The 19,934-nt window shown below is 63.4% G+C and carries 18 protein-coding genes; 7 read left to right on the top strand and 11 right to left on the bottom strand.

Annotated features, from left to right (window positions below):
• Window positions 1-9 precede the first annotated feature (9 nt).
• Window positions 10-933 (bottom strand): alpha/beta hydrolase, encoded by a 924-nt coding sequence (locus P7F28_RS13060; protein WP_277184912.1) that lies wholly within the window; start codon window positions 931-933, stop codon window positions 10-12.
• Between the two features lie 18 nt (window positions 934-951).
• Window positions 952-2,649 (bottom strand): NAD(P)/FAD-dependent oxidoreductase, encoded by a 1,698-nt coding sequence (locus P7F28_RS13055; RefSeq protein WP_277184911.1) that lies wholly within the window; start codon window positions 2,647-2,649, stop codon window positions 952-954.
• Between the two features lie 163 nt (window positions 2,650-2,812).
• Here P7F28_RS13055 and P7F28_RS13050 point away from each other — a divergent pair, with 163 nt between their 5' ends.
• Together P7F28_RS13050 and P7F28_RS13045 are read left to right on the top strand one after the other, a co-directional pair.
• A complete protein-coding gene (locus P7F28_RS13050; protein WP_277184909.1) occupies window positions 2,813-3,685 on the top strand; it encodes an IclR family transcriptional regulator in 873 nt (290 codons plus the stop codon).
• Between the two features lie 34 nt (window positions 3,686-3,719).
• Window positions 3,720-4,499 carry an IclR family transcriptional regulator gene (locus tag P7F28_RS13045; RefSeq protein WP_277184908.1) on the top strand — a complete coding sequence of 260 codons (780 nt, stop codon included), beginning with the start codon at window positions 3,720-3,722 and terminating at the stop codon, window positions 4,497-4,499.
• 18 nt (window positions 4,500-4,517) lie between these two features.
• On the opposite strand, the gene P7F28_RS13040 is transcribed toward P7F28_RS13045, so the two are convergent.
• Window positions 4,518-5,855, bottom strand: a complete 1,338-nt coding sequence (locus tag P7F28_RS13040) for an MFS transporter (protein WP_277184907.1) — start codon at window positions 5,853-5,855, stop codon at window positions 4,518-4,520.
• Window positions 5,856-6,146: 291 nt separating this feature from the next.
• Here P7F28_RS13040 and P7F28_RS13035 point away from each other — a divergent pair, with 291 nt between their 5' ends.
• From P7F28_RS13035 to P7F28_RS13025, 3 genes are read left to right on the top strand one after another with little or no spacing between them, the layout of a single operon-like run.
• Entirely contained in the window at window positions 6,147-6,887 is a 741-nt protein-coding gene (locus tag P7F28_RS13035) for a carboxymuconolactone decarboxylase family protein (RefSeq protein ID WP_277184906.1), read from the top strand.
• Window positions 6,888-6,940: 53 nt separating this feature from the next.
• Complete coding sequence (locus P7F28_RS13030; RefSeq protein WP_277184905.1) at window positions 6,941-8,320, top strand: MmgE/PrpD family protein; 1,380 nt, start codon at window positions 6,941-6,943, stop codon at window positions 8,318-8,320.
• Window positions 8,310-8,882: a DUF2889 domain-containing protein gene (locus P7F28_RS13025; RefSeq protein ID WP_277184904.1), complete on the top strand. Its 573-nt coding sequence runs from the start codon at window positions 8,310-8,312 to the stop codon at window positions 8,880-8,882. Before P7F28_RS13030 ends, P7F28_RS13025 begins: the two co-directional genes overlap by 11 nt.
• Here P7F28_RS13025 and P7F28_RS13020 read toward each other — a convergent pair.
• Window positions 8,839-10,548, bottom strand: coding sequence for an NAD(P)/FAD-dependent oxidoreductase (locus tag P7F28_RS13020; RefSeq protein WP_277184903.1), 1,710 nt, complete (start codon window positions 10,546-10,548; stop codon window positions 8,839-8,841). The two genes, P7F28_RS13025 and P7F28_RS13020, sit on opposite strands and share 44 nt — an antisense overlap.
• Before the next feature lie 306 nt (window positions 10,549-10,854).
• On the opposite strand from P7F28_RS13020, the gene P7F28_RS13015 reads away from it, so the two are divergent.
• Window positions 10,855-11,607, top strand: coding sequence for an IclR family transcriptional regulator (locus P7F28_RS13015; protein WP_277184902.1), 753 nt, complete (start codon window positions 10,855-10,857; stop codon window positions 11,605-11,607).
• Between the two features lie 16 nt (window positions 11,608-11,623).
• Here the strand turns inward: P7F28_RS13015 and P7F28_RS13010 are convergent, their stop codons facing one another.
• From P7F28_RS13010 to P7F28_RS13000, 3 genes are read right to left on the bottom strand one after another with little or no spacing between them, the layout of a single operon-like run.
• The gene (locus P7F28_RS13010) at window positions 11,624-13,588 is read right to left on the bottom strand and encodes an FAD-dependent oxidoreductase (protein WP_277184901.1); all 1,965 of its coding nucleotides are present in this window, start codon (window positions 13,586-13,588) and stop codon (window positions 11,624-11,626) included.
• Between the two features lie 2 nt (window positions 13,589-13,590).
• Window positions 13,591-14,373 carry an SDR family oxidoreductase gene (locus P7F28_RS13005; RefSeq protein ID WP_277184900.1) on the bottom strand — a complete coding sequence of 261 codons (783 nt, stop codon included), beginning with the start codon at window positions 14,371-14,373 and terminating at the stop codon, window positions 13,591-13,593.
• A gap of 41 nt (window positions 14,374-14,414) precedes the next feature.
• Window positions 14,415-15,167, bottom strand: coding sequence for an SDR family NAD(P)-dependent oxidoreductase (locus P7F28_RS13000; RefSeq protein WP_277184899.1), 753 nt, complete (start codon window positions 15,165-15,167; stop codon window positions 14,415-14,417).
• A 320-nt stretch (window positions 15,168-15,487) separates the two neighbouring features.
• On the opposite strand from P7F28_RS13000, the gene P7F28_RS12995 reads away from it, so the two are divergent.
• A complete protein-coding gene (locus P7F28_RS12995) occupies window positions 15,488-16,678 on the top strand; it encodes an acetyl-CoA hydrolase/transferase family protein (protein ID WP_370467311.1) in 1,191 nt (396 codons plus the stop codon).
• Window positions 16,679-16,689: 11 nt separating this feature from the next.
• Here the strand turns inward: P7F28_RS12995 and P7F28_RS12990 are convergent, their stop codons facing one another.
• The 4 genes from P7F28_RS12990 to P7F28_RS12975 form a co-directional block, all read right to left on the bottom strand.
• A complete protein-coding gene (locus P7F28_RS12990) occupies window positions 16,690-17,478 on the bottom strand; it encodes an IclR family transcriptional regulator (RefSeq protein ID WP_277184896.1) in 789 nt (262 codons plus the stop codon).
• Window positions 17,479-17,485: 7 nt separating this feature from the next.
• Window positions 17,486-18,355, bottom strand: coding sequence for an IclR family transcriptional regulator (locus P7F28_RS12985; protein ID WP_277184895.1), 870 nt, complete (start codon window positions 18,353-18,355; stop codon window positions 17,486-17,488).
• A 154-nt stretch (window positions 18,356-18,509) separates the two neighbouring features.
• On the bottom strand, window positions 18,510-18,692 hold the full coding sequence (locus tag P7F28_RS12980; protein ID WP_277184894.1) for a hypothetical protein: 183 nt from the start codon (window positions 18,690-18,692) through the stop codon (window positions 18,510-18,512).
• Between the two features lie 19 nt (window positions 18,693-18,711).
• Complete coding sequence (locus P7F28_RS12975; RefSeq protein ID WP_277184893.1) at window positions 18,712-19,863, bottom strand: acyl-CoA dehydrogenase family protein; 1,152 nt, start codon at window positions 19,861-19,863, stop codon at window positions 18,712-18,714.
• Window positions 19,864-19,934 lie beyond the last annotated feature (71 nt).

Below are 19,934 nucleotides of genomic sequence, written 5' to 3'. Positions count from 1 at the left end.
ATCGATCGTTCAGGCGTTCATCGTCGAGCGAATCCATTGCGCGGAGCGCAGCAGCGCTTCCCTCGCTTTGGCACAGGCCAGGCCCATGCGAAAAAAGCCATGAATAAGCCCTTCATAGCGCCACATTGTGACCGGCACGCCGGCGTCGAGCAGGCGGTGCGCGTACGCTTCGCCCTCGTCGCGCAGCGGGTCGAACTCCGCGGTGACCACGAGCGCAGGCGGCAAGCCGCTCAGCGAAGACGCGAGCAACGGACAGGCATGGGCATGAGCCGAATCGCGCTCGTCCGCCAGATAGTCTCGCCAGAAGCGGATCATCGCGGCGCGCGTGAGCGAGTAGCCGGATTGGTTATCGATATAAGAACGCGTGGGCGGCGTGTGATAGCCGGTCACCGGATACACCAGCACCTGCCCGCGCAGTGGCGGGCCGCCCTCGTCGCGAATGCGCAAGGCCGTGACGGCGGCGAGATTGCCCCCGGCGCTATCGCCCGCGACGATCATGCGGGCCGCGTCGAACGACAGCGCATCGGCGTGATGCGCGATCCACCTCACGGCATCCAGGCAGTCATCGACGGCGGCCGGGAACGGGTGCTCGGGCGCCAGACGGTAGTCCAGCGCGATCACGGCGGCGCCACTCCCCGCGCATAGATCGCGACAAACGTGATCGTGCGTCTCGAGGTTCCCGATAACGAATCCGCCGCCATGAAAGAACACCGTCAAGCCTTCGCTGTGCCGTTCTGCAGGACGATATAGCCGGGCAGCGAGCGTGCGTCCCGGCAGCGCCACGTCAAGGTCGATCACTTCGCCGACCGCCGTGCGCCGCTCGAGCGGCGGATAGGCGAGGCTCGCGCGCAACGCCGCGACGGACAGACTCTCCATCGGCGGCGCGGATTCGAGCGCCTTCAGAATGACCGCGACTTCAGGATCGAGCGGCATATTGCATTTCCTCACCGTTCATACCGCGCCGCCTATCAAGCCTGCCTCGGCGACATGGGTGGCTTCGGCACTGCTCGCCTGCGCCGCATCACGGGGCGGCGCGCCCGAAAGCACGAAACCGGGATAACCGGCTGCCGCGATCTCGTCGCACTTGCGCCGATAGGTGCCGTGTCCGCCCAGATACGGCAGGAACACATGCGGCTTGCCCGGCACGTTCGCACCGATGTACCACGAGTTCGCCTTGAGATACAGCGTGTTGGAGACGACGTCCTGCACATGCTGCATCCAGTCCTCCTCGGCCTGCGGAACCGCGTCGATCCGCTCGATCGAGTGGTCTCGCAGATACGTCATGCAAGCGGCAATCCAGTCGATGTGTTGCTCGATGCTCATCGACATATTAGCGAGCGGTCCGGGGCTGCCCGGGCCGGTCACCGTAAACAGGTTGGGAAAGCCGCTCGTCATCAGACCGATATAGGTTTTCGCGCCGCTCGCCCATTTGTCCGTGAGCTTGCGGCCGTTCACGCCGCGCACGTCGATATGCGTCAGCGCTCCGGTGAGCGCGTCGTAGCCGGTCGCGTAGATCAGCACATCGAGTTCGTGCAAACCCTCGCTCGTCACGATGCCTTCGGGCACCACGCGTTCGATCGGCGTCTGCTTCAGGTCGATCAACGTCACGTCGTCGCGGTTGTACACGCTGTAGTACGTATCGCCGAGGCAGGGGCGTTTCGTGCCGAACGGAAAGCCGCGCGGCAACAGTTTCTCGGCGACGTCCGGCTTTTTCACCGTGTCGCGAATCTTGCCGCGGATGAATTCGGCGACCGTTTCATTGGCCGCTTCGTTAGAAAGAATGTCGCCGTAGCACATGCGAAAGCCCAGCAACTGACTGTTCTCCCAGGCGTTCTCGTACTTGCGGCTGCGCTCTTCGGGCGTCGCGTCGGGCGCCGACTCGACCGGAAACGGCACGGCAATGCCGAAGCGCGTGAGGCGGCTGACCGCTCGCCGCTCGGTGTAGGTCGCGCGCACGCGGGCCCGCATCTCCGGCGTCAGCGGATGATTCTTCGCCGGCACCACATACACCGCCGTGCGCTGGAATACGCTCAGATGCCTGCACTTTCCGGCCAGCGCCTGAATCACCTGAATGCCCGACGAACCTGTGCCGATCACGCCGACGCGCTGGTTGCTGAAATCGACTTCATGGTGGGGCCATCGCCCCGTGTGATAGCTCTCGCCTTTGAACGAATCCAGTCCCGCAATCTCGGGCGGCTTGGGCACCGAGAGCACGCCGGTCGCCGGGACGAAGAAGCGCGCCCGCGTGACTTTGCCATCCGAGGTCGTCACGACCCAGAGGTTCTCGCGTTCATCGAACACGGCCTTGTCGACTCTCGTGTTGAAGCGGATGTGCTTTCTCAATTCGAACCGATCGGCGACGTGATTGAGATACTTCATCAGTTCCGACGAGGTCGGGTATCGCTCGGGCCAGTCCCATTCGTCCTGCAATTCGGGCGAGAAAGAGTATGAATAATCCCAGCACTCCAGATCGACGCGTGCGCCGGGATAACGATTCCAATACCACGTGCCGCCCACGCCATCGCCCGCTTCGAATGCCTGCACGGCGAATCCCGCGTCGGTCAGGCGCTTGACCGCATACAGCCCGCCAAATCCCGCGCCGACGATCACCGCGTCGAGAATTTCCGCGTCGTTTTTCACTTGAGTCATGACCTTCGTCTCCTGATTAATGCCGCTTTTCAGTTCTTCTATTGGATGACCGGAGGCGGGATCGCAGCAATCGCGGCGGCGACCGTCTACCGTACTTTGGAATTGCTGCGCGCAACGAACAGAGTAGGATTGAAAAAAATAATGCCGCAGCATGGAGACACGCATGTCATCCCCGAGGTCCCTGCCACCGCACGCGAGCGCGCGCTCGCGCAATGGTCCGCACGGCGTCGATACCGCCTGGCCACGGCCGTCTGGCGTGGAACGAGAAGCAAGCGATGTCCTCGTGACACCGCTCGCGCGCGGCCTGTCGATATTGTCGGCATTCGGTCCCGACAAGGCATGGCTCGGCAACCGCGAGATAGCGCTTGCGACCGGCCTTCCCGCCCCGACGACGTTGCGTCTGCTGCGCTCGCTGGTCGCGCTCGGCTATCTGCGTCACGACGACGAAAGCCGGAAGTACGCGCTCGCGCCCGCTTCGCTTGCGCTCGGGTATGCGGCGATCGTCGATCCCGACATGCTGCGTCTCGCGCGCAGGGAAATGGCCAAATTCGCCGACGCAACCGATACCTATCTCCTGCTCGGCGCACGCGACCGGCTCGACGTCTTCATCCTGGAAACGCAAGTGGGCAAACGCGTGGTCCTCGATCTGCGGCTTTTTCCCGGCATGCGCATGCAAATGGCCTATTCGTTGATGGGTTGGACACTGCTCGCCATTCTTCCGGAAGAAGAACGCGCCTATCTGAAGGAAGAAATCGAACGGAGAACCGGAATCACCCTGCCTGCTTCGATCAGACGCCGGATGGCGGACAAGATCGCGGAGGTGCGCGAGTTGGGATTCGGCACGCTGCACGGCGAATGGGAGCCGGAGCTGGCCTGTGTCGCCGCACCGGTTCTCATGCCTGACCGGCCGCCGTGGGTTCTCGGTTGTGTCGGACGCACGGCGCGCATGGCCCAGACCCGCATCGAACTGGAACTCGGACCACGGCTCGTGGCTACCGCGCAAGTGTTGCAAGCGCACGCGTTGCAACGCGCTTGAGTTCCATCGACGCCATCACCATTACGGAACCGACATGCCCGCTGACCCGCCCGTAACCTTGACGCTCGATCGCGGTCTGCAATTGCTGCGCGCCTTTCATGCCGATCGCGCGCCGCTCACGAACGGCGAACTGGCGAAGCGAACCGGCATGTCCCGCTCGGCGGTGTCGCGGCTGATCTCGACGCTGATTCATGTGGGATTCGTTCGTCGAGTCGCGGGCGGCCGCCAGTTCGAGCTCGCGCCCGGCGTGTTCGGCGTCGGGCACGCGTATCTTTCGACCAATCCCATTACTAGGGTGGCCGAACCGCTCATGCAGCAACTCGCCGATCGACTCGACGTTTCGGTGGCGCTCGCCGTGCCCGATCACCTCGACATGCTGTACATCGCATACCGATACACCGCAGGCGTTTCGACGCTGCAACTCGGCGTGGGATCGCTGCTACCGATGGGTCTGACGGCGATTGGCCGGGCCTGGCTCTGGAAACAGCCTGAAACGTCGCGGAATCGCTATGTCGATCAACTGGCGGCTGCGGCCGGTCCGAAGGCCGGCGAACTCCGGAAGTCCATCGAAGCCGCTTTCCGCGATCTGGACGCGAACGGCGTATGCATGGCGGTGGGTGCCTATCAACGCCATGCGTTCGGCATAGCGTTGCCGGTCGCGTTAGGACGCCCGCCGACGGATATGGCGCTCAGTTGCGGAGCGGTCGATGTCGGCCGCGACATCGACTCGATCAGACAACGCGTGGTCCCGGCGCTCAAGGAGACCGCGCGCGAACTGGAGTTGCTGCTCGGCGACGCGAACGCAGGGCAGTGATGTTCGCGGTCGCTCGCATCAGCGATTCGCGGGCGCGCCGACGAACATCGGTTCGGCGGTTTTCGGGCGATCGATGAAAGCAACCGCGATCGCCGCGATCACCGCCGGAATCGCCATGGCGATGAAATTGTGCTTCAACGGCAGCATCATGCCGATCAGCGCGCCGATCAGGACTGGCGCGAAGATCGCGCCGCTGCGTCCCAGGCCCGCGGCCCAGCCGATTCCGGTGGAGCGGATATTGACGGGATAGTACTGACCGGCGTACGCATAGGCGACGATCTGCGCGCCGATCGTGCAGCCGCCCGCAACGCCGATCAGAAGATAAAGCATGACAGTCGCGGTGGTGTATCCGAGCAGACCGATCGACACGGCGGCAAGCAGATTCATGGACATCAGCACGGCCTTGATGCTGATTCGATCCGCGAGCCATCCTCCGCCGATCGCACCGATCACAGCACCGATATTCAGCGCAAGAACGAAACTCAAGGCCGAGCCCAGGCTGTAACCGGCGGAGGCCATGAGTTTGGTCAGCCACGAACTCAGACCGTAGACCGTGAACAGCGACATGAAGAACACGACCCAGAACAGCACGGTACTGACGCTTCGTCCATCGCGGAACAAGCCGCTCACGCGTGCGTCGCCGATCGCCTGACCCTGCGCGAGAATGAATTGGTCGTCGGTGCGCGGCACATACTGCGGATCGAGTTGCGCGACTATCTTGCGGACTTCTGCATGGCGGCCACGCTTCATCAGATTGAACAGCGATTCCGGCACGGCGCGCAGCATGAACGGAACGAGGAGAATCGGCAAACCAGCGACGAAAAAGACAGTCTGCCAGCCATAGGATTCGAGCAGACCTTTGCCGATCAGCGCGGCAACCACGCCGCCCACCGAATATCCGCTGAACGTCAGCGTGACAGCGATGCTGCGAAAGTTTCGCGGCGCGTATTCCGTCATATGCGCCGCGATAACCGGCGCGATGCCGCCAAGGCCTAACCCGGCGATAAATCGCACCACCGCAAACATCACGGGATTGGAAGCAAGTGCGGCCAGCGCGCTGAACAGGCTGAAGCCGAACATGCAGAGCGCAATCGCCCGACGCCGGCCGATATGGCTTGCAAGCGTGCCGAGCAGCACCGAGCCGACTGCCATGCCGAACAGTGCCGCACTGACCATGACGCCCGCGTGGGTCGAACTGACGCCCATGTCTTTCATGATGGACGGCAGAGAGATGCCTACGATTGCGAGATCATAGCCATCCAGAACGATAGCGAGCGTGCACCAGAAAAGCAGGCGCCCATGAAAACGGTTGAATCTGGCGCGATCGAGCGCCGTCTGTAGATCGATTTGACGCATGAAATGTCTCCAAAATGGGTGAAGGCTGATTGCCTTTCTTGAGGTGCGTAAGCACCTTTCATCGATTGCGTGACGACTATGCATGTCGCAAATTCGGAACGGCTGATCTGCCATGATTCGTTCCGTACTCCAGAAGCGGAGCACATTATTCTGGATTCCTGCTTATATGATGTAAGCGTTTCCCTTGAATGCCCATCGATCGAATTGTTCCAAAGTACGGAAGAGATGCGTCGGCGTCGTTGCGCGCGCATGAAATCGCGCTTCAAATCAGGCATTGCACAGGAGATGCACATGTCCGACATCGCAGTGCTCAAGAGCGAATTCGAACGCTTGCACGGCTTCTGGAGCGATGCGCTTCAGATCGCGTTGCAACAGAGTCCGGACTTCTTCGACGACTATCTCGTCATGGCGAAAGTCGCGCTCGAATCAGGACATCTGGAGCGCAAGCTATGCGACTTCGTGATGCTCGCCGCGAGTGCGAGCGTGACCCATCTGAATCGCGAGGCCGTTGCGCTGCACATCGAAGGCGCGGTGAGGCATGGCGCGACGCGCGAAGAAATACTCGAAGTGCTGCAAATTTCTTCGGTACTCGGCACCCACGCCTACATGGTCGGCGTGCCGATACTCTTCGACGAACTCGCCGCCGCCGGAACATCGCTCGACACGGTGTTTCCGCTCGATCAGGCGTTCGAGCGCGTCAAGTCCCGATTCAGCGAGCAGCGCGGCTATTGGAGCGACCAGTTGCAATCGATGGTGCGCAGTTCGCCCGCGTTCTTCGAAGGCTATACCGCGTTTTCATCGACTCCGTGGAAGTCCGGCCCGCTCGTGCCCGTCGTCAAGGAACTGCTGTACGTGGCAATCGACGTCTCGACCACGCACCTCTTCGAACCCGGCGTGAGAATCCACACGCGCAACGCGTTGCGTTACGGCGCGACGCCCGCGCAAATTCTGCAGGTGATGCAGCTTGTCAGTTGCCTCGGGATGCAGAGCTTTTTGATCGGCGCGCCGCATGTGCGGCCCGCCGCTGAGTAGGCGCAAAACAACCCGTAGTGGAGACTGCACGCATGTCAAAAGGAGCCCCTTCGATGCAAGGCCTGACGTTGAAGATCGCCGAACATGTCACGCGCATCGCCAATACACCGCGCGATCCGACCGACATCGAAGCGCTGCGCCGATTGTTTCTCGACAACTTCATCGTCTCGCTCTGGGGCAGCACGCGGCCTGCGGCGAAAGCAATCGCGGGCTGGTCGCGACGCTTCGCCGGCTCGGGTCCGAGTCCGATTCTGGGTGGCGACTGGACCACGGACCCGTCGATCGCCGCGCTCGTGCACGGCACCGCCGGACACAGCTACGAACTCGACGACACGCACGACGAAACGGCGAGCCATCCGGCCTGCGTGATCATCCCGGCGGCACTCGCCGTCGGGTGTGCCACCGGCGCGTCTCAAGCCGACCTGTTCCGCGCGGTCACAGCGGGATACGAAGCGATGGCGCTGATCGGCTGCACGGCGGGCGGCATGGAAACCGTGCATCGCGGTTTTCATCCGACTTCCGTCTACGGCGCGTTCGGCGCAGCGACGGCGTGCGTCGCGCTGCATGCGTATCGGCAAGGCGCTTCCGTCGAACGTGACACGGTGGTAGCTGCATGGGGTCACGCGCTATCGCAGGCATGCGCGTCGATGCAGTTTTCCGTCGAGCCTGAAGGCGGAGAAGTAAAGCGCCTGCATGCGGGCCTCGGCGCGCGCAATGGCGTGATGGCGGCCGACTTCGCCATGCTTGCGGCGGTCACGGCGCCGCAACTTTCGGTCGAGGGCGACTACGGCGCCGCCGCGATCTTCGGCGGCCCGTTGCGCGAGATATCGTTCGATGATCCCTTGCAGATTCACAATATCAGCATGAAGCCCTACTCGTGCTGCCGGCTCTTTCACTCCACCATCGACGCGCTCGCAGAGATCACCAATGGCTTCAGCGTGCCGCTGGCGTCGATCGCGGAGATCGTGATCAGCGGGCCGCGGCTGATCGCCGAGCAGCACATGACACCCGCGAAATCCACGATGACCGCGCAGTACAGTTGTCCTTACATCGTCGGGGCGACACTCGCCTACGGTCCCACGCGATACGACGTGTACGGCGAGGCTTATCTCGATGATCCGATAATTCGTTCGGTATCCGAAAAGGTTTGCTTCGAAATCAGCGAAGAAATCGAACGGAAGTACTATCCCCGGCAGTTCGCAACCGGCGTCACGATCCGCTTTGCCGATGGCAGCACGCGATCCTGCATCGTCGCCGATAGCGTCGGCACGCCGCGCAAGCCGATGTCTCGTGAACAGATCATCGCAAAGTCCGACGGACTCGCGTCGCAGGGCCGCTTTCTCTCGGGCGAAAAGCTCGCCACCGCGATATGGGAAGGCAAGGATGCGCTTGCGCTCGCGCACGTCTTGACGGGGGCAAAAGATGGCCTGTAACCACGACATCGCGGCCGCTTCGGTCACGCGCGAAGAGATTCATCACCGGCAGATCGAGATGCGAGGCTACCGGCGCAGCGATGGTCTGTTCGAGGCAAGCGCCAATCTCGTGGATCGCAAGACGAGCGACTTCACGCCGCCCGGCGCGGCGCGGCTGGTACGCGCTCACGCACCCATTCACGATCTCGGCGTGACGCTGGTATTCGACAAGGACATGATCGTGCGCGAGGTCCATACTTTCGTCCGGTCGTATCCGTACGCACCGTGTCCGGGCGGTGGCGACACCTTGCAGGCGCTGGTCGGCATGTACATCGGCGCGGGCTGGAATAGCGAGGTGCGCAAGCGTCTGCCCTCCGCGGACACTTGCACGCACTTAAAGGAATTGCTCGGGCCGCTGGCGAGCGCCGCGTTTCAGACCATGATCACCGAGCGCCCGTCGTCGCTGGATGCGCGCGACGATCAGGGCAGGCCTCGCAAGATCGATAGCTGCCATGCTTACGGCGCGTCGCGCGAGCTGGTCAAGAGCTTATGGCCTGGTTATCACGTATTGAAGAAGATGTAAGCGCATCGACCGGCGACGACTGAGCGCCGGCGACGATAAAGCCACGATAGCCATCACGAACAACGTCCTCGCAAATCGTCCGATACCGGTGATAGCCGCCCACATACGGCATGAACACGCGCGGCTTGCCGGGCACGTTCGCGCCCGTGTACCACGACTGCGCCTGCGGATAGAGCGTGGCGTCGGCCACCTCGTTGACATGCTCGACCCAGTGCGCTTCGGCATCCGCATCCGGCTCGATCGTCCGGCTTTCGCGCGCGTCGAGCATGGCGATGCAATCGGCGATCCAGTTCAGATGCTGCTCGATGGCGCACACCATATTCGCCTTCACGGACGGGCTGCCCGGCCCGGTCACGATGAACAGGTTCGGGAATCCGGCCGTCATCAGGCCAAGATAGGTGCGCGGACCGTGCGCCCATTTCTGCTTGAGGGACAGCGCATCGCGCCCGCGAATGTCGATATCCGCGAGCGCGCCAGTGATGGCGTCGAAGCCGGTCGCAAATACGATGGCGTCGAGTGCGTAAGTCGCCGTGGCCGTCTTCACGCCCGTCTCCGTAATCTCGACGATCGGCGCCGACTTCGTATCGACCAGCGTGACCGTCGGCAGGTTGAACGTCTCGTAGTAGCCCGTATCGAGACACAGACGCCGCGCGCCGACCGGATAATCCTTTGGCACGAGCAACTCGGCAGTCGCCGGATCCTTCACCGTACTGCGTATCTTGTCGCGCACGAATTCGGCAGCCGTGTCATTCGCCGCCTTGCTGGTCAGCAGGTCCTTGTACGCGTACAGGAAACTGACGCTGCCTCCGGCCTTCCATTTCGCTTCGAATCTGGCGAGGCGATCTTCGGGCGTGTCGTCGAGCGCGTTCATGGTGGGCGCCGGGTGCCCTGCGATGCCGAATGGCGTGTTTTGCGCCTCGGCTCGCCAGAACCCATAACGCGTCTTGTGCTGACCGAGTTCATCGGCGGACAGTGCGCGGTTGCGCGCCGGCAGCGCGAAGTTCGCGGTGCGCTGGAACACGAACAACTCGCGCGCCTGTTTTGCGATGATCGGAATGATCTGGATTCCCGAAGAACCCGTGCCGATCACGCCGACCCGCCGCCCGGTGAAATCCACAGGCTCGTCCGGCCAGAGACCCGTGTGATACCAGTCGCCCCTGAAGCTGTCGAGGCCCGGGAAGTCCGGCACGCGCGGCAGCGACAGATTGCCGGTCGCCATCACGCAGAAGCGCGCGGTGTACGTCTGTCCATCGACGGTCGTGACGCGCCAGATGCCGTTGGGTTCATCGAACGTCGCCGATTGCACGCGCGTATTGAGCTGGATATCGCGGCGCAGATCGAAGCGGTCGGCGACGTGGTTGATGTAGCGAAGAATATCGCCCTGCGCGGAGAATCGTTCCGGCCAATCCCATTCCATCTGAAGTTCATCGGAAAACGAATACGAATACTCGACGCTGTCCACGTCGCAGCGCGCGCCGGGATAGCGGTTCCAGAACCATGTTCCGCCGATACCGCTGCCCGCTTCGAGCGCCCGCGCGCGCAAGCCCAGCCTGCGGAACTTGTACAGCGCATAAACGCCCGCGAAGCCGGCCCCGACGATGACCACATCGAGATCCGGCGACACACCGCCGCCACTATTCGGAACTGCTTCATCAAGGTAACGCATGGCTTGTCTCCTTCGAATCGATTGAACTGGGCCCTATTGAAGACTCAGCGCTGGCTCGCAGCAATCCGGAGCGACAGGCCATCCCGTGCTTTGAAAGTCCGTATGGCAGACAGCGATATCCTGGTGCAGTATTCTTTCAAGGCACGAAGGGCGCTCCACTTCACATTCCATTGGTTCGACGCAACGATGCAATCCGAACGATCTCTGCTGCGACACGCCGCCAGACGGTCCCTCACCGGGCCATACGGAATCGATGTCGCCTGGCCCAAGGCGCCGCGAAACGATCAGGCCGAAAGTGAGGTTGTGGTGACGCCGCTTGCACGCGGCTTGTCGATTCTTTCCGCCTTCACGCCGGACCAGGCGGCGCTGGGGAATCAGGAGATTGCGGAGGCGACCGGCATTCCGGCTCCGACCGTGCTGCGTCTGCTGCGTTCGCTGGTGGCGCTCGGCTACCTGCACCGCGACAAGACGAGCAAGCTTTATTCGCTCGCGCCGGCATCGCTGGCGCTCGGCTATGCCGCCATTGCCAACCCCGAAATGCTGAGGCTCGCCAGTGTCGAACTGCGCGCATTCGCGAAAGCAACCGACACATACGTGCTGCTCGGCACGCGCGACCGGCTCGACGTGATTCTGTTGGAGACGCAGGTCAGCCGCAGTTCATTGCTGGACTTGCGGCTGTCGCCCGGCATGCACGTGCCGATCGCGTATTCGATGATGGGATGGGCGCTGCTGGCGGCGCTACCGGAAGACGAGCGGCACTATCTGCAAGCGCAGGTGGAACGCCATGCCGGCGACACATGGCCGCCCGCGATCCGCAATCGAATGAGGCAGAAAATCGCCCAGGTACATGAACTCGGCTTCTGCATGCTGCACGGCGAGTGGGAGCAGGAACTGACCTGCGTCGCCGCGCCCGTCGTACTTGCGGATCGCCCGCCGCTGGTGCTGTGCTGCGTCGGCCGCACGGCCCGCGTAGCGCAGGCCAGTGTCGAGCGTGAACTCGGCGCGCGACTCGTCGCGTGCGCTCGCGTGCTGCAGGAACGCTTTTCTTTAAGCCGCTGACGCCACACCGCTCTCCTCAGACGATCGCGCGTCCCGCCAGATGCCCTTCACGAATCGCGGGCTGAATGTCGCGGGCCGAGCGCGCATCGCCCACCAGATGGAGCTGATCCACGCGCCCGCGCAAGGCGTCCCAGATCTCGTTCTGCGACTGCCGATAGCCGACCAGCACCACCGTGTCCGCTGGCACGCTTTCGGCTGTGGTGCCGAACAGCGGCCTGACTTCGGCGCTGCCCTTGTCGATCGACACCAGCGCCGCCTGCGTCACGATTCGCAAGCGGCCCGCACCATGCATGCGGCGCAACGCGGCCTGCGTGCGCCCGGTGGTTTCGACCGCCGGGGCGAACATCAGATGACGCGTCACATAAGTCACTTCGATGCCGCGATTGATCAGCGCTTCGCAGCAGCCGATGGCGTCGTAGTGCCCGACATCGTCGAATACCAGCGCGGTGCGGCCCATCTCCTGCGGTGGCGCCGTGGCGAGATCCAGTGGCGTCAGCACCGTCGCATCGCGTGAAATCCGCAATTCCGCTGCGGGATCGGCGGTTTGGCGGAACTCGCGCGCGTCCGTCGGTTGCGAACCCGTGGCCACGATCACCGCGTCCGGTTGCTCGGCCAGCACGTCGTCGGCGTCCATGTACGTCGACAGCCGCACCTCCGCGCCCAGACGATAGATCTCGCTTTCCAGCCAGATCGCGATATCGCCGATCGCGTGAAGTTTCGGCAAATGTCGGGCACAGTTCAGCAGGCCGCCTAAGTCGGACATCGCTTCGACCAAAGTCACGTGATGCCCCGCGAGCAGCGCCGTGCGCGCCGCTTCCATGCCCGCAACGCCGCCGCCCACCACCAGCACTTTGCGCGGAACAGCCGCCCGCACGATGCTCTCGTCGGACAGCGTGCGCTCGTATCCCACCGCCGGATTCACCGCGCAACCCATGCGGCCCGCGAACGCGCCGCCCAGACATCCCTGATTGCAGCCGATGCACGGGCGCACTTCGGTGCCACGTCCCTCGCGGCTTTTTACGACCAGCATCGGATCGGCGATCATGCCGCGCACGATGTTGACCATGTCGGCCTGTCCTTCCTTCAACGCCTGCTCGGCGTCATCCAGCGTGGCATAGCGGCCCACGATGATGCGCGGCACCGTCAGTCCCTGCGAAACGCGCTCCGAGTGCGGCAACTGATAGCCCAACGGCGCGTCCATGCCCGCATAGCGATCCACGTGAAAGTAGTAGTCGCCATGCGTGATGTTCACGAAATCGATCAGACCTTCGGACTGCGCGCGCAACGCGATCGCGTTCACGTCGTCGTCGGTGAGAATGCGCGGGTCCGAACTCGAGCCGATGCGCACGCCCAGCGCGAATTCCGGCGAGGTCGCCGCGCGTATGGCGCGCAGCGTCGCCAGAAATGCGCGGATGCGATTGTCGAAACTGCCGCCGTACGTATCGGTGCGCTGGTTCAACACCGGCGAGAAGAATTGCGAGAACAGATAGCCCGCGCCGGCCAGCACTTCGACGCCGTCGAGTCCCGCCGCTTTCATGCGTGCTGCTGCGCGACCGTACGAATCGATCACTTCTTCGATCTGGTCCGTGGTCATCGGAATGGGCGGCGCCACCGAGTAGCGGCCCGCCAGCGCCGTTACTGCCCAGGGAAGACCGCCGTCGGCGGCAGGGTCGGTGTATCCGCCGTGCCAGAGTTGGGTAAACAGCTTCATGCCGGTCGGCGCGATTGCGTCCACCAGTTTGCGCATGGGCGCAATCGCGCCGTCGTCGGCTGCGCTCAGCGAAAAGGTCGATGACGGGTGAACCGAAGTGCTTTCGAGAATCGACAGCCCCGCGCCACCTTTCGCGCGCGCCAGATGGTAGGCGATCAGATCGTCGTTGACATAGCCGGTGGCCAGACGCGTCGCGTGCGCCGTACGTACGATCCGATTGGGAACTTCCACCGCGCCGATCCGCATCGGCGAGAAAACGTGCTTGTACATAGTCAGGCTACCGAACGCTTGGAAGTGATGCCGCCGTCGACCGTGACGATGGTGCCGCTGGTGTAAGCCGAACGCGGCGACGCCAGATAGACGAACAGATCGGCGACTTCTTCAACCGTCGCTGCGCGCCCCAGCGGATAACCCGCCATCAATTCTGTCGAACGCGCTTCGTCGCCCAGCAGCCGCGACGCATGGTTTCTCAGCACCTTCGCGATCCGCTCGGTACTCACCGGGCCGGGATTGACGCCGACCACGCGGATACCGTCCTCCAGACTGCGGCCGCCCAGCGCGCAGGTGAAGGCCATCAGCGCCGCATTGCCGGTCGAGCCTGCGATGTAATTGAAGTCGAAGTTCTGGCCGCCATTGCCGATGTTGTTGAGGATCACGCCACCGCCGCGCACTTTCATCCGTGTGTAGATCGCGCGCGTGAGGTTGATGTAGCCGAACACCTTCAGCTCCCAGCCCTTGCGCCACGCGTCTTCATCGACGTCCCAGAGGGTGCCGCCCGGAATCGCGCCTGCGTTGTTCACCAGCACGTCGATATCTCCGGCGAACGCGACGACTTCCGCGATCGCGCCGGGACGCGTCATGTCCAGCGCGAGCACGTCCACCCGCACGTCATGCGCGGCGCGCAAGTCCGCTGCGAGCGACTCCAGCTTGTCCGCAGAACGTGCCGTCAGTGCGAGGTGGCATCCGTCGGCCGCGAACGCCTTCGCAAGACCTTTGCCGATTCCCTGTGATGCGCCGGTGATCAGCACGCGCCGGCCTGCAAGTCTCATGTCCATGTTGGATTCCCGTCCTTTTTCGATCGCGGCATCGAGTCTCGTCAATAGATCGTGACGCCGCTGTCCACGGGAATGATCTGCCCCGTCGTGCGGCGCGACTCGTCCGAACCCAGATAGACCGCCACATGGGCCATATCGACAGGCTCGCATGGCCCCAAAAGACACTGGTCCGCAAGCGTGCGCAGTTCCTCGCGCTCATCAACCAGATGCCGGACGCGTTCGGAAAGCGTCAGGCCTGGCGCGATCGCGTTGACACGAATGCGCGACGCGGCATATTCCAGCGCCATCGAACGCGTGAGTGCATGGACGCCGCCCTTCGCGGCCGTGTAGCAGTCGCGGTCGCTCAGCGCCATCAGCGCGACCATCGAAGAAAAGTTGATGATCGAGCCGCCGCCCGCGTTTTGCAGATACGGAATGCCGTATTTGCACACGAGGAAAGTGCCGAAAAGATCGAGCCTGATGGCGCGCCAGAACTCGTCTTCCGGCGCATCGGTCACGCGTGCGTCGTCTGGTGTGGAGCCGCCGGCGGTGTTGCACAGGATGTCGATATGTCCGAATGTCTGCGCCGCTCGCGCAAGGCCTTCGCACACGTTCTGTTTGTCGGTGACATCGAGACTGACCGGGATGATGTTGTCCCCGCCGCCGCTGGCTTCGGCCGCCGCTTGCGCGAGATTCAGGTGAATATCGCCCGCCAGCACCCGCGCGCCCTCGGCGATAAAGCGCTTGCAGATTTCGGTTCCGATGCCGCCTCCCGCGCCGGTCACGAATGCGACCTTGCCGTCCAGCCTTCCCATTTCGAGTCTCCCTATCATGCTGCCGATGATCGAGTGCACGCATGACACCGTCAATCTGGACTGCGATCTTCTTCCGTACTTTGAAAGGGCGTATTCGAGCATCGACCTCGATGCGGCCGTCTGCTGTTTCGACGCACGGAACAACGCGCGGCTGCGCGTTGACGCGTTCACGGCCAGCGCACAGGATCGCTCAACGTTGCAACCGAACGCCTATACGCATGAAGCACACCGAAACGACGATCGCGGCATCCGCGAACCATGCCCGCCTACCCGACGACTGCCGAGCGCTCCACGCGCTCATTCGCCCCGGCGATACCCTGATGTGGGGCCAGTCGCATGCGGAGCCGGTGACGCTTATGCGCGCGCTGGTCGCTCAGCGGGAGCATCTGAAGCGGATTCGCATCTTTCTGGGCATCGGGCTTGCCGATGTACTCCGCCCCGAACACGCCGACACCTTCGATTTCCTCGCCTATTGCGGCAGCGGCGCGAATCGCACACTCGCGCGCGCGGGCGTGCTCGACATTCTTCCGGTGCACTACTCGCAGCTTCCGGAATTGATTCGCAGCGGCCGTCTGCGGATCGACGTCGTGATGTTGCAGGTATCGCCTCCGGATGAACATGGCCGCTATAGCCTCGGGCTCGCACGCGAGTATCTGGTCGAAGCGCTCAGACACGCCCGCGCGATCGTCGCGGAAGTTCATCCCGACGTGCCGTGGACTTACGGCGGTCCGACGCTTCAGCGAGCCGATATCGATCTGCTGGTGGCATCGGACGCGTCGTTTCCCGACGCTCCGGCGGCCGAGGCCGGACCGGTCGAGCAGATGATCGGACGGCATGTCGCATCGCTGGTGGAAGACGGCGCGACGCTGCAGACGGGGATCGGCTCGATCCCGGACGCGGTGATGGCGCAAGTGCGCGACCGGCGCGATCTCGGCGTGCACACCGGCAGTATCGGAGACGGCGTGGCGGCGTTGTGCGAGGCGGGCGTCGTGACGAACGCGCGCAAGACGATCGATACGGGCATCACCATCGGCGGAGTCATCATGGGTTCCGCGCGCACGCGCCGTTTCGCGCATCGCAATCCTGCGCTCCAGTTGCGGGGCACGGAATACACGCACGATCCCGCCGTGCTGCGCCAGATCGATCGCTTCGTCGCGATCAATTCCGCGGTGGAAGTGGACCTCACGGGCCAGGTCAATGCCGAGGCGATCGGCGATACGTATGTCGGCGCGGTGGGCGGTGTCGGTGACTTTCTGCGTGCGGCGCAGGCCAGCCGGCGCGGTGTGCCCGTGGTCGCCTTACCGTCTACTGCCGGCCCGCATAGCCGTATCGTGACGCGCGTCTCGGGGCCGGTGACAGTGCCGCGCAGCGACGCGTGCGTGATCGTCACCGAATACGGCATTGCCGATCTGCGCGGCCTGTCGATCGCCGAGCGCATTCCGAAAGTCATAGCCATCGCGCATCCGGATCACCGCGAGCGACTGGAGCGCGAGTGTCATGCGAGGCGTTGAGCGCGTGTCCGTCAAGGCTGGCAGTCGATATCGTTCAGTACGCTTGCCAGCGTCAGCGCCGCGGCCTTCAATGCGGGCGCCACGCGCCGCCGGATCGCCGTCATGTCCGGCTCCAGTTCCACCGCGCCGCAGTTGAGCGCCATCAACGTGTCGCTTCGGCCGACCACGATCGGCAATGCAACGCCATACGCGTTGCGCTGATATTCGCCCAACGACATGCATACGCCCGATTCCTTCAGGTCGCTGAATGCGGCATCGAGGTTCGCGCGCACCGTTGCCGCATCGTCCCCGGCGGCGTCGAGCAGCTCGGCGATCAAAGGATCGCGCTCCGCGTCCGGCAATGCATACAGATAGGCGCGTCCCACTGCTGTCGACGCCATCGGCAAAAGCGACCCGACGCCGAGCCGCAGTGTGGCAATACTCGCACTCGCGCGCCACGCGATATACACCATGTCCAGCCGATGCGGCACCGCCAGCGCAACCGACAGGTTCAGCTTGTCGGCAAGCTGCTGCATGACGGGCGCGACCAGCCGCGTGACGGGATTGGCCTCCAGATAAGCGTGCCCCATGCGCAGTGCGCCCGCGCCGAGTTCGAACTGGCGACCGCCGCCCACGCGGCGCAGATAGCCGATCGAGATCAGGGTCGTCGTCAGCCGCGATACTGTGGCTTTCGGCAGACCCGTGCGGCGCACCAGTTCCGCGTTCGACAACGGCGCGCGGGTCGCACGAAACGCGTGCAGCACCGCGAGTCCGCGTTCGACGGTCAGCGTCACGCCATTGTGGATGTCGCTGTGGTCCATATTCGTTTCAGTCAGTGACGCCGGCCTGTTCCTGCAGGCGCTGCGCGGCTGCAACCAGCCGTGGCCCGAGTTCCCGTTCGACGCGCGCACGCCCGAGCCGGGCACTGCGCCCGACGCAGGCGAGCACCAGCGGCGTCTGGTCCTGAACGATCAGCGGCACGGCGAGAATCGTCAGGTCCGGCTCCCATTCGCCGATCGACACGCAATAGCCGACGTTATGCACCTGCGAGATGCCCTGGCTGATACGGCGGCGAAGGCCGGGCCAGTCGCGTCCCGCCTTGCGTTCGATATTGCCGAGCAGATAGAAGCGTTCGAGCTCCGGCAAGGCCGCGAGCAAGGCCCAGCCCATTGGCGACGATGCAATGCGCAGGCGGGTGCCCGCATGCAGCTTCAGATCGACCGAAGCGGGCTGGCTCACGCACGTTCCGAGCACGATCACGTCGAGACGGTCGCGCGAGCCGAGCACCACGTAGGTGTCGCTGGCGGTGGCGAAGGCCTGCATTTCGAGTCGCGCGAGCAGTTGCACATTGGACTGGGCCGTCGCCGCATAGCCCAGCGACAGCACGGGCGCGGCGAGCCGATACTTGCGCTTCTCCGACGAATAATGCAGATACCCGAGCGCGACGAGGGAGCGCGCCATCCGCGAAACCGTCGGTGCCGGAATGCCCGTTCCGATCACCAAATCCTGGTTGCCGAGCCAGGCCTCGTGCGGCGGAAATGCTGCCAGGATCGCCAGACTTCGCGCCAGCGGAGCGACCATGCCCGGCGAAGCGTGCGCGCCCTCTGCACGATCACCGTCTGCGATCGACGCCTCGTACCGACTCGCGTCTTCATGCACTGACGAACGCAGCGCCATGCGGTTTGCCTGCAGCGACATCGATAGCTCCATTGTCTCGATCTGGCTCTCTGCCCGATGCATGCATTACACGGGCGAGGCGCAAACGAGTCAAAGCAAAGCGACATCACATTCCGTACTCTGGAATCGCGTCCGGATTTCCCGAACCAATTTTCTTTCGATGCAGCCGCGTCAATCACTCGAAGTACGGAATACCGAGACATCCCTCGCTGTGATGAAAGAGCGGCGCGTGATCCATCCAGTCATAGTGGCCAGCGCCGACCGCCCATGCCCAGTTGATATTGTCGCGCCGTGCATCGCCCGAATCCGCTCTGACCGATGCTTCTTCCACGGCACATTGTTCGTCAGAACCTGTCATCGCATGTTTTCTCCTGGCGTTATTGAGCATCACGAATCATCGCGCGGGCGATCACCAGTTGCTGAATCTGCGTCGTGCCCTCATAGATGCGAAACAGCCGCACATCGCGGTAGAAGCGCTCGATGCCGTACTCGGCCATGTAGCCCGCGCCGCCGAAAATCTGCACGGCGCGGTCAGCCACGCGGCCGCACATCTCGGACGCGAACAGCTTGGCGCAGGACGCCTCGGTGCTCACCGGCAGCTTGTCGTCGCGGCGGCGCGCGGCGTCCAGCACCATGCAGCGGGCCGCATAGATTTCAGCTTTGCTGTCGGCCAGCATGGCCTGCACGAGCTGGAAATCGGCGATCGGCTTGCCGAACTGCGTGCGCCCCACCGCGTAGGCCAAGGCCATCGACAACATGCGTTCGGCCACCGCTACACAGACCGCGGCGATGTGAATGCGGCCTTTGTCCAGCACTTTCATCGCGGTCTTGAAGCCCTGCCCTTCCTTCCCGCCGATCAGATTGGCCGCCGGCACGCGCGCGTTGTCGAAGATCACGTCGCAGGTATGCGCGCCCTTCTGCCCCATCTTCTTGTCGCGCTTGCCGAAGCTGATGCCGGGCGTCTTCGCATCGACGATGAATGCCGAAATGCCGCCCGAGCCTTTGTCCTCCGGATTGGTCCGGGCCATGAGCGTGAAGATGCCCGCGTGCGGCGCATTCGTGATGAAGCGCTTGGTGCCGTTCACCACGTAGTGGTCGCCGTCCCGGATGGCCGTCGTGCGCAGCGAAGCCGCGTCGGAGCCGGCTTCCGGCTCGGTCAGCGCGAAGGACGCGATCAGCTCGCCGGTAGCCAGGCGCGGCAGGTATTGCTCCTGTTGCTCGGGCGTTCCGTCGAACAGGATGCCCTGCGAACCGATGCCCACCGTGGTCCCCAGCAGCGAGCGGAACACCGGCGAAGCGCGGCACAGTTCGAACACCGCGAGCACTTCTTCTTCCATCGTCAGTTCCAGACCGCCGAAGCGCTCGGGAATGGTGAGACCGAACAGGCCCATCGCCTTCATGTCGGCGACGATATCGTCGGGAATCTCGTCGGTTTCGGCCACCAGTTCCTCGTTAGGCACGAGGCGCTCGCGCACGAATCGAGCGATGGAATCGAGCAGGCCGTTGAGCGTTTCTTGATCGCGAATCATGTCGGTACGCTTGAAAAATTGAGGATGACAACAGGATGCTGCGCCGGGCGGCTCATCCGGAACAACCTTGT

The organism is Caballeronia sp. BR00000012568055, assembly GCF_029439455.1.
GTDB lineage: Bacteria > Pseudomonadota > Gammaproteobacteria > Burkholderiales > Burkholderiaceae > Caballeronia.
This window is presented reverse-complemented; position numbering and strand designations above follow the sequence as displayed.

Excerpts from the sequence above, each read along its gene's own strand:
- P7F28_RS13020 (WP_277184903.1), bottom strand. The coding sequence starts at position 10,548 with ATGCGTTACCTTGATGAAGCAGTTCCGAATAGTGGCGGCGGTGTGTCG.
- P7F28_RS13010 (WP_277184901.1), bottom strand. The coding sequence starts at position 13,588 with ATGTACAAGCACGTTTTCTCGCCGATGCGGATCGGCGCGGTGGAAGTT.
- P7F28_RS13030 (WP_277184905.1), top strand. The coding sequence starts at position 6,941 with ATGCAAGGCCTGACGTTGAAGATCGCCGAACATGTCACGCGCATCGCC.
- P7F28_RS12990 (WP_277184896.1), bottom strand. The coding sequence starts at position 17,478 with ATGGACCACAGCGACATCCACAATGGCGTGACGCTGACCGTCGAACGC.
- P7F28_RS13040 (WP_277184907.1), bottom strand. The coding sequence starts at position 5,855 with ATGCGTCAAATCGATCTACAGACGGCGCTCGATCGCGCCAGATTCAAC.
- P7F28_RS13000 (WP_277184899.1), bottom strand. The coding sequence starts at position 15,167 with ATGGGAAGGCTGGACGGCAAGGTCGCATTCGTGACCGGCGCGGGAGGC.
- P7F28_RS12980 (WP_277184894.1), bottom strand. The coding sequence starts at position 18,692 with ATGACAGGTTCTGACGAACAATGTGCCGTGGAAGAAGCATCGGTCAGA.
- P7F28_RS13005 (WP_277184900.1), bottom strand. The coding sequence starts at position 14,373 with ATGGACATGAGACTTGCAGGCCGGCGCGTGCTGATCACCGGCGCATCA.
- P7F28_RS12995 (WP_370467311.1), top strand. The coding sequence starts at position 15,488 with ATGTGGGGCCAGTCGCATGCGGAGCCGGTGACGCTTATGCGCGCGCTG.
- P7F28_RS12975 (WP_277184893.1), bottom strand. The coding sequence starts at position 19,863 with ATGATTCGCGATCAAGAAACGCTCAACGGCCTGCTCGATTCCATCGCT.
- P7F28_RS13050 (WP_277184909.1), top strand. The coding sequence starts at position 2,813 with ATGTCATCCCCGAGGTCCCTGCCACCGCACGCGAGCGCGCGCTCGCGC.
- P7F28_RS13035 (WP_277184906.1), top strand. The coding sequence starts at position 6,147 with ATGTCCGACATCGCAGTGCTCAAGAGCGAATTCGAACGCTTGCACGGC.
- P7F28_RS13060 (WP_277184912.1), bottom strand. The coding sequence starts at position 933 with ATGCCGCTCGATCCTGAAGTCGCGGTCATTCTGAAGGCGCTCGAATCC.
- P7F28_RS12985 (WP_277184895.1), bottom strand. The coding sequence starts at position 18,355 with ATGTCGCTGCAGGCAAACCGCATGGCGCTGCGTTCGTCAGTGCATGAA.
- P7F28_RS13055 (WP_277184911.1), bottom strand. The coding sequence starts at position 2,649 with ATGACTCAAGTGAAAAACGACGCGGAAATTCTCGACGCGGTGATCGTC.
- P7F28_RS13025 (WP_277184904.1), top strand. The coding sequence starts at position 8,310 with ATGGCCTGTAACCACGACATCGCGGCCGCTTCGGTCACGCGCGAAGAG.
- P7F28_RS13045 (WP_277184908.1), top strand. The coding sequence starts at position 3,720 with ATGCCCGCTGACCCGCCCGTAACCTTGACGCTCGATCGCGGTCTGCAA.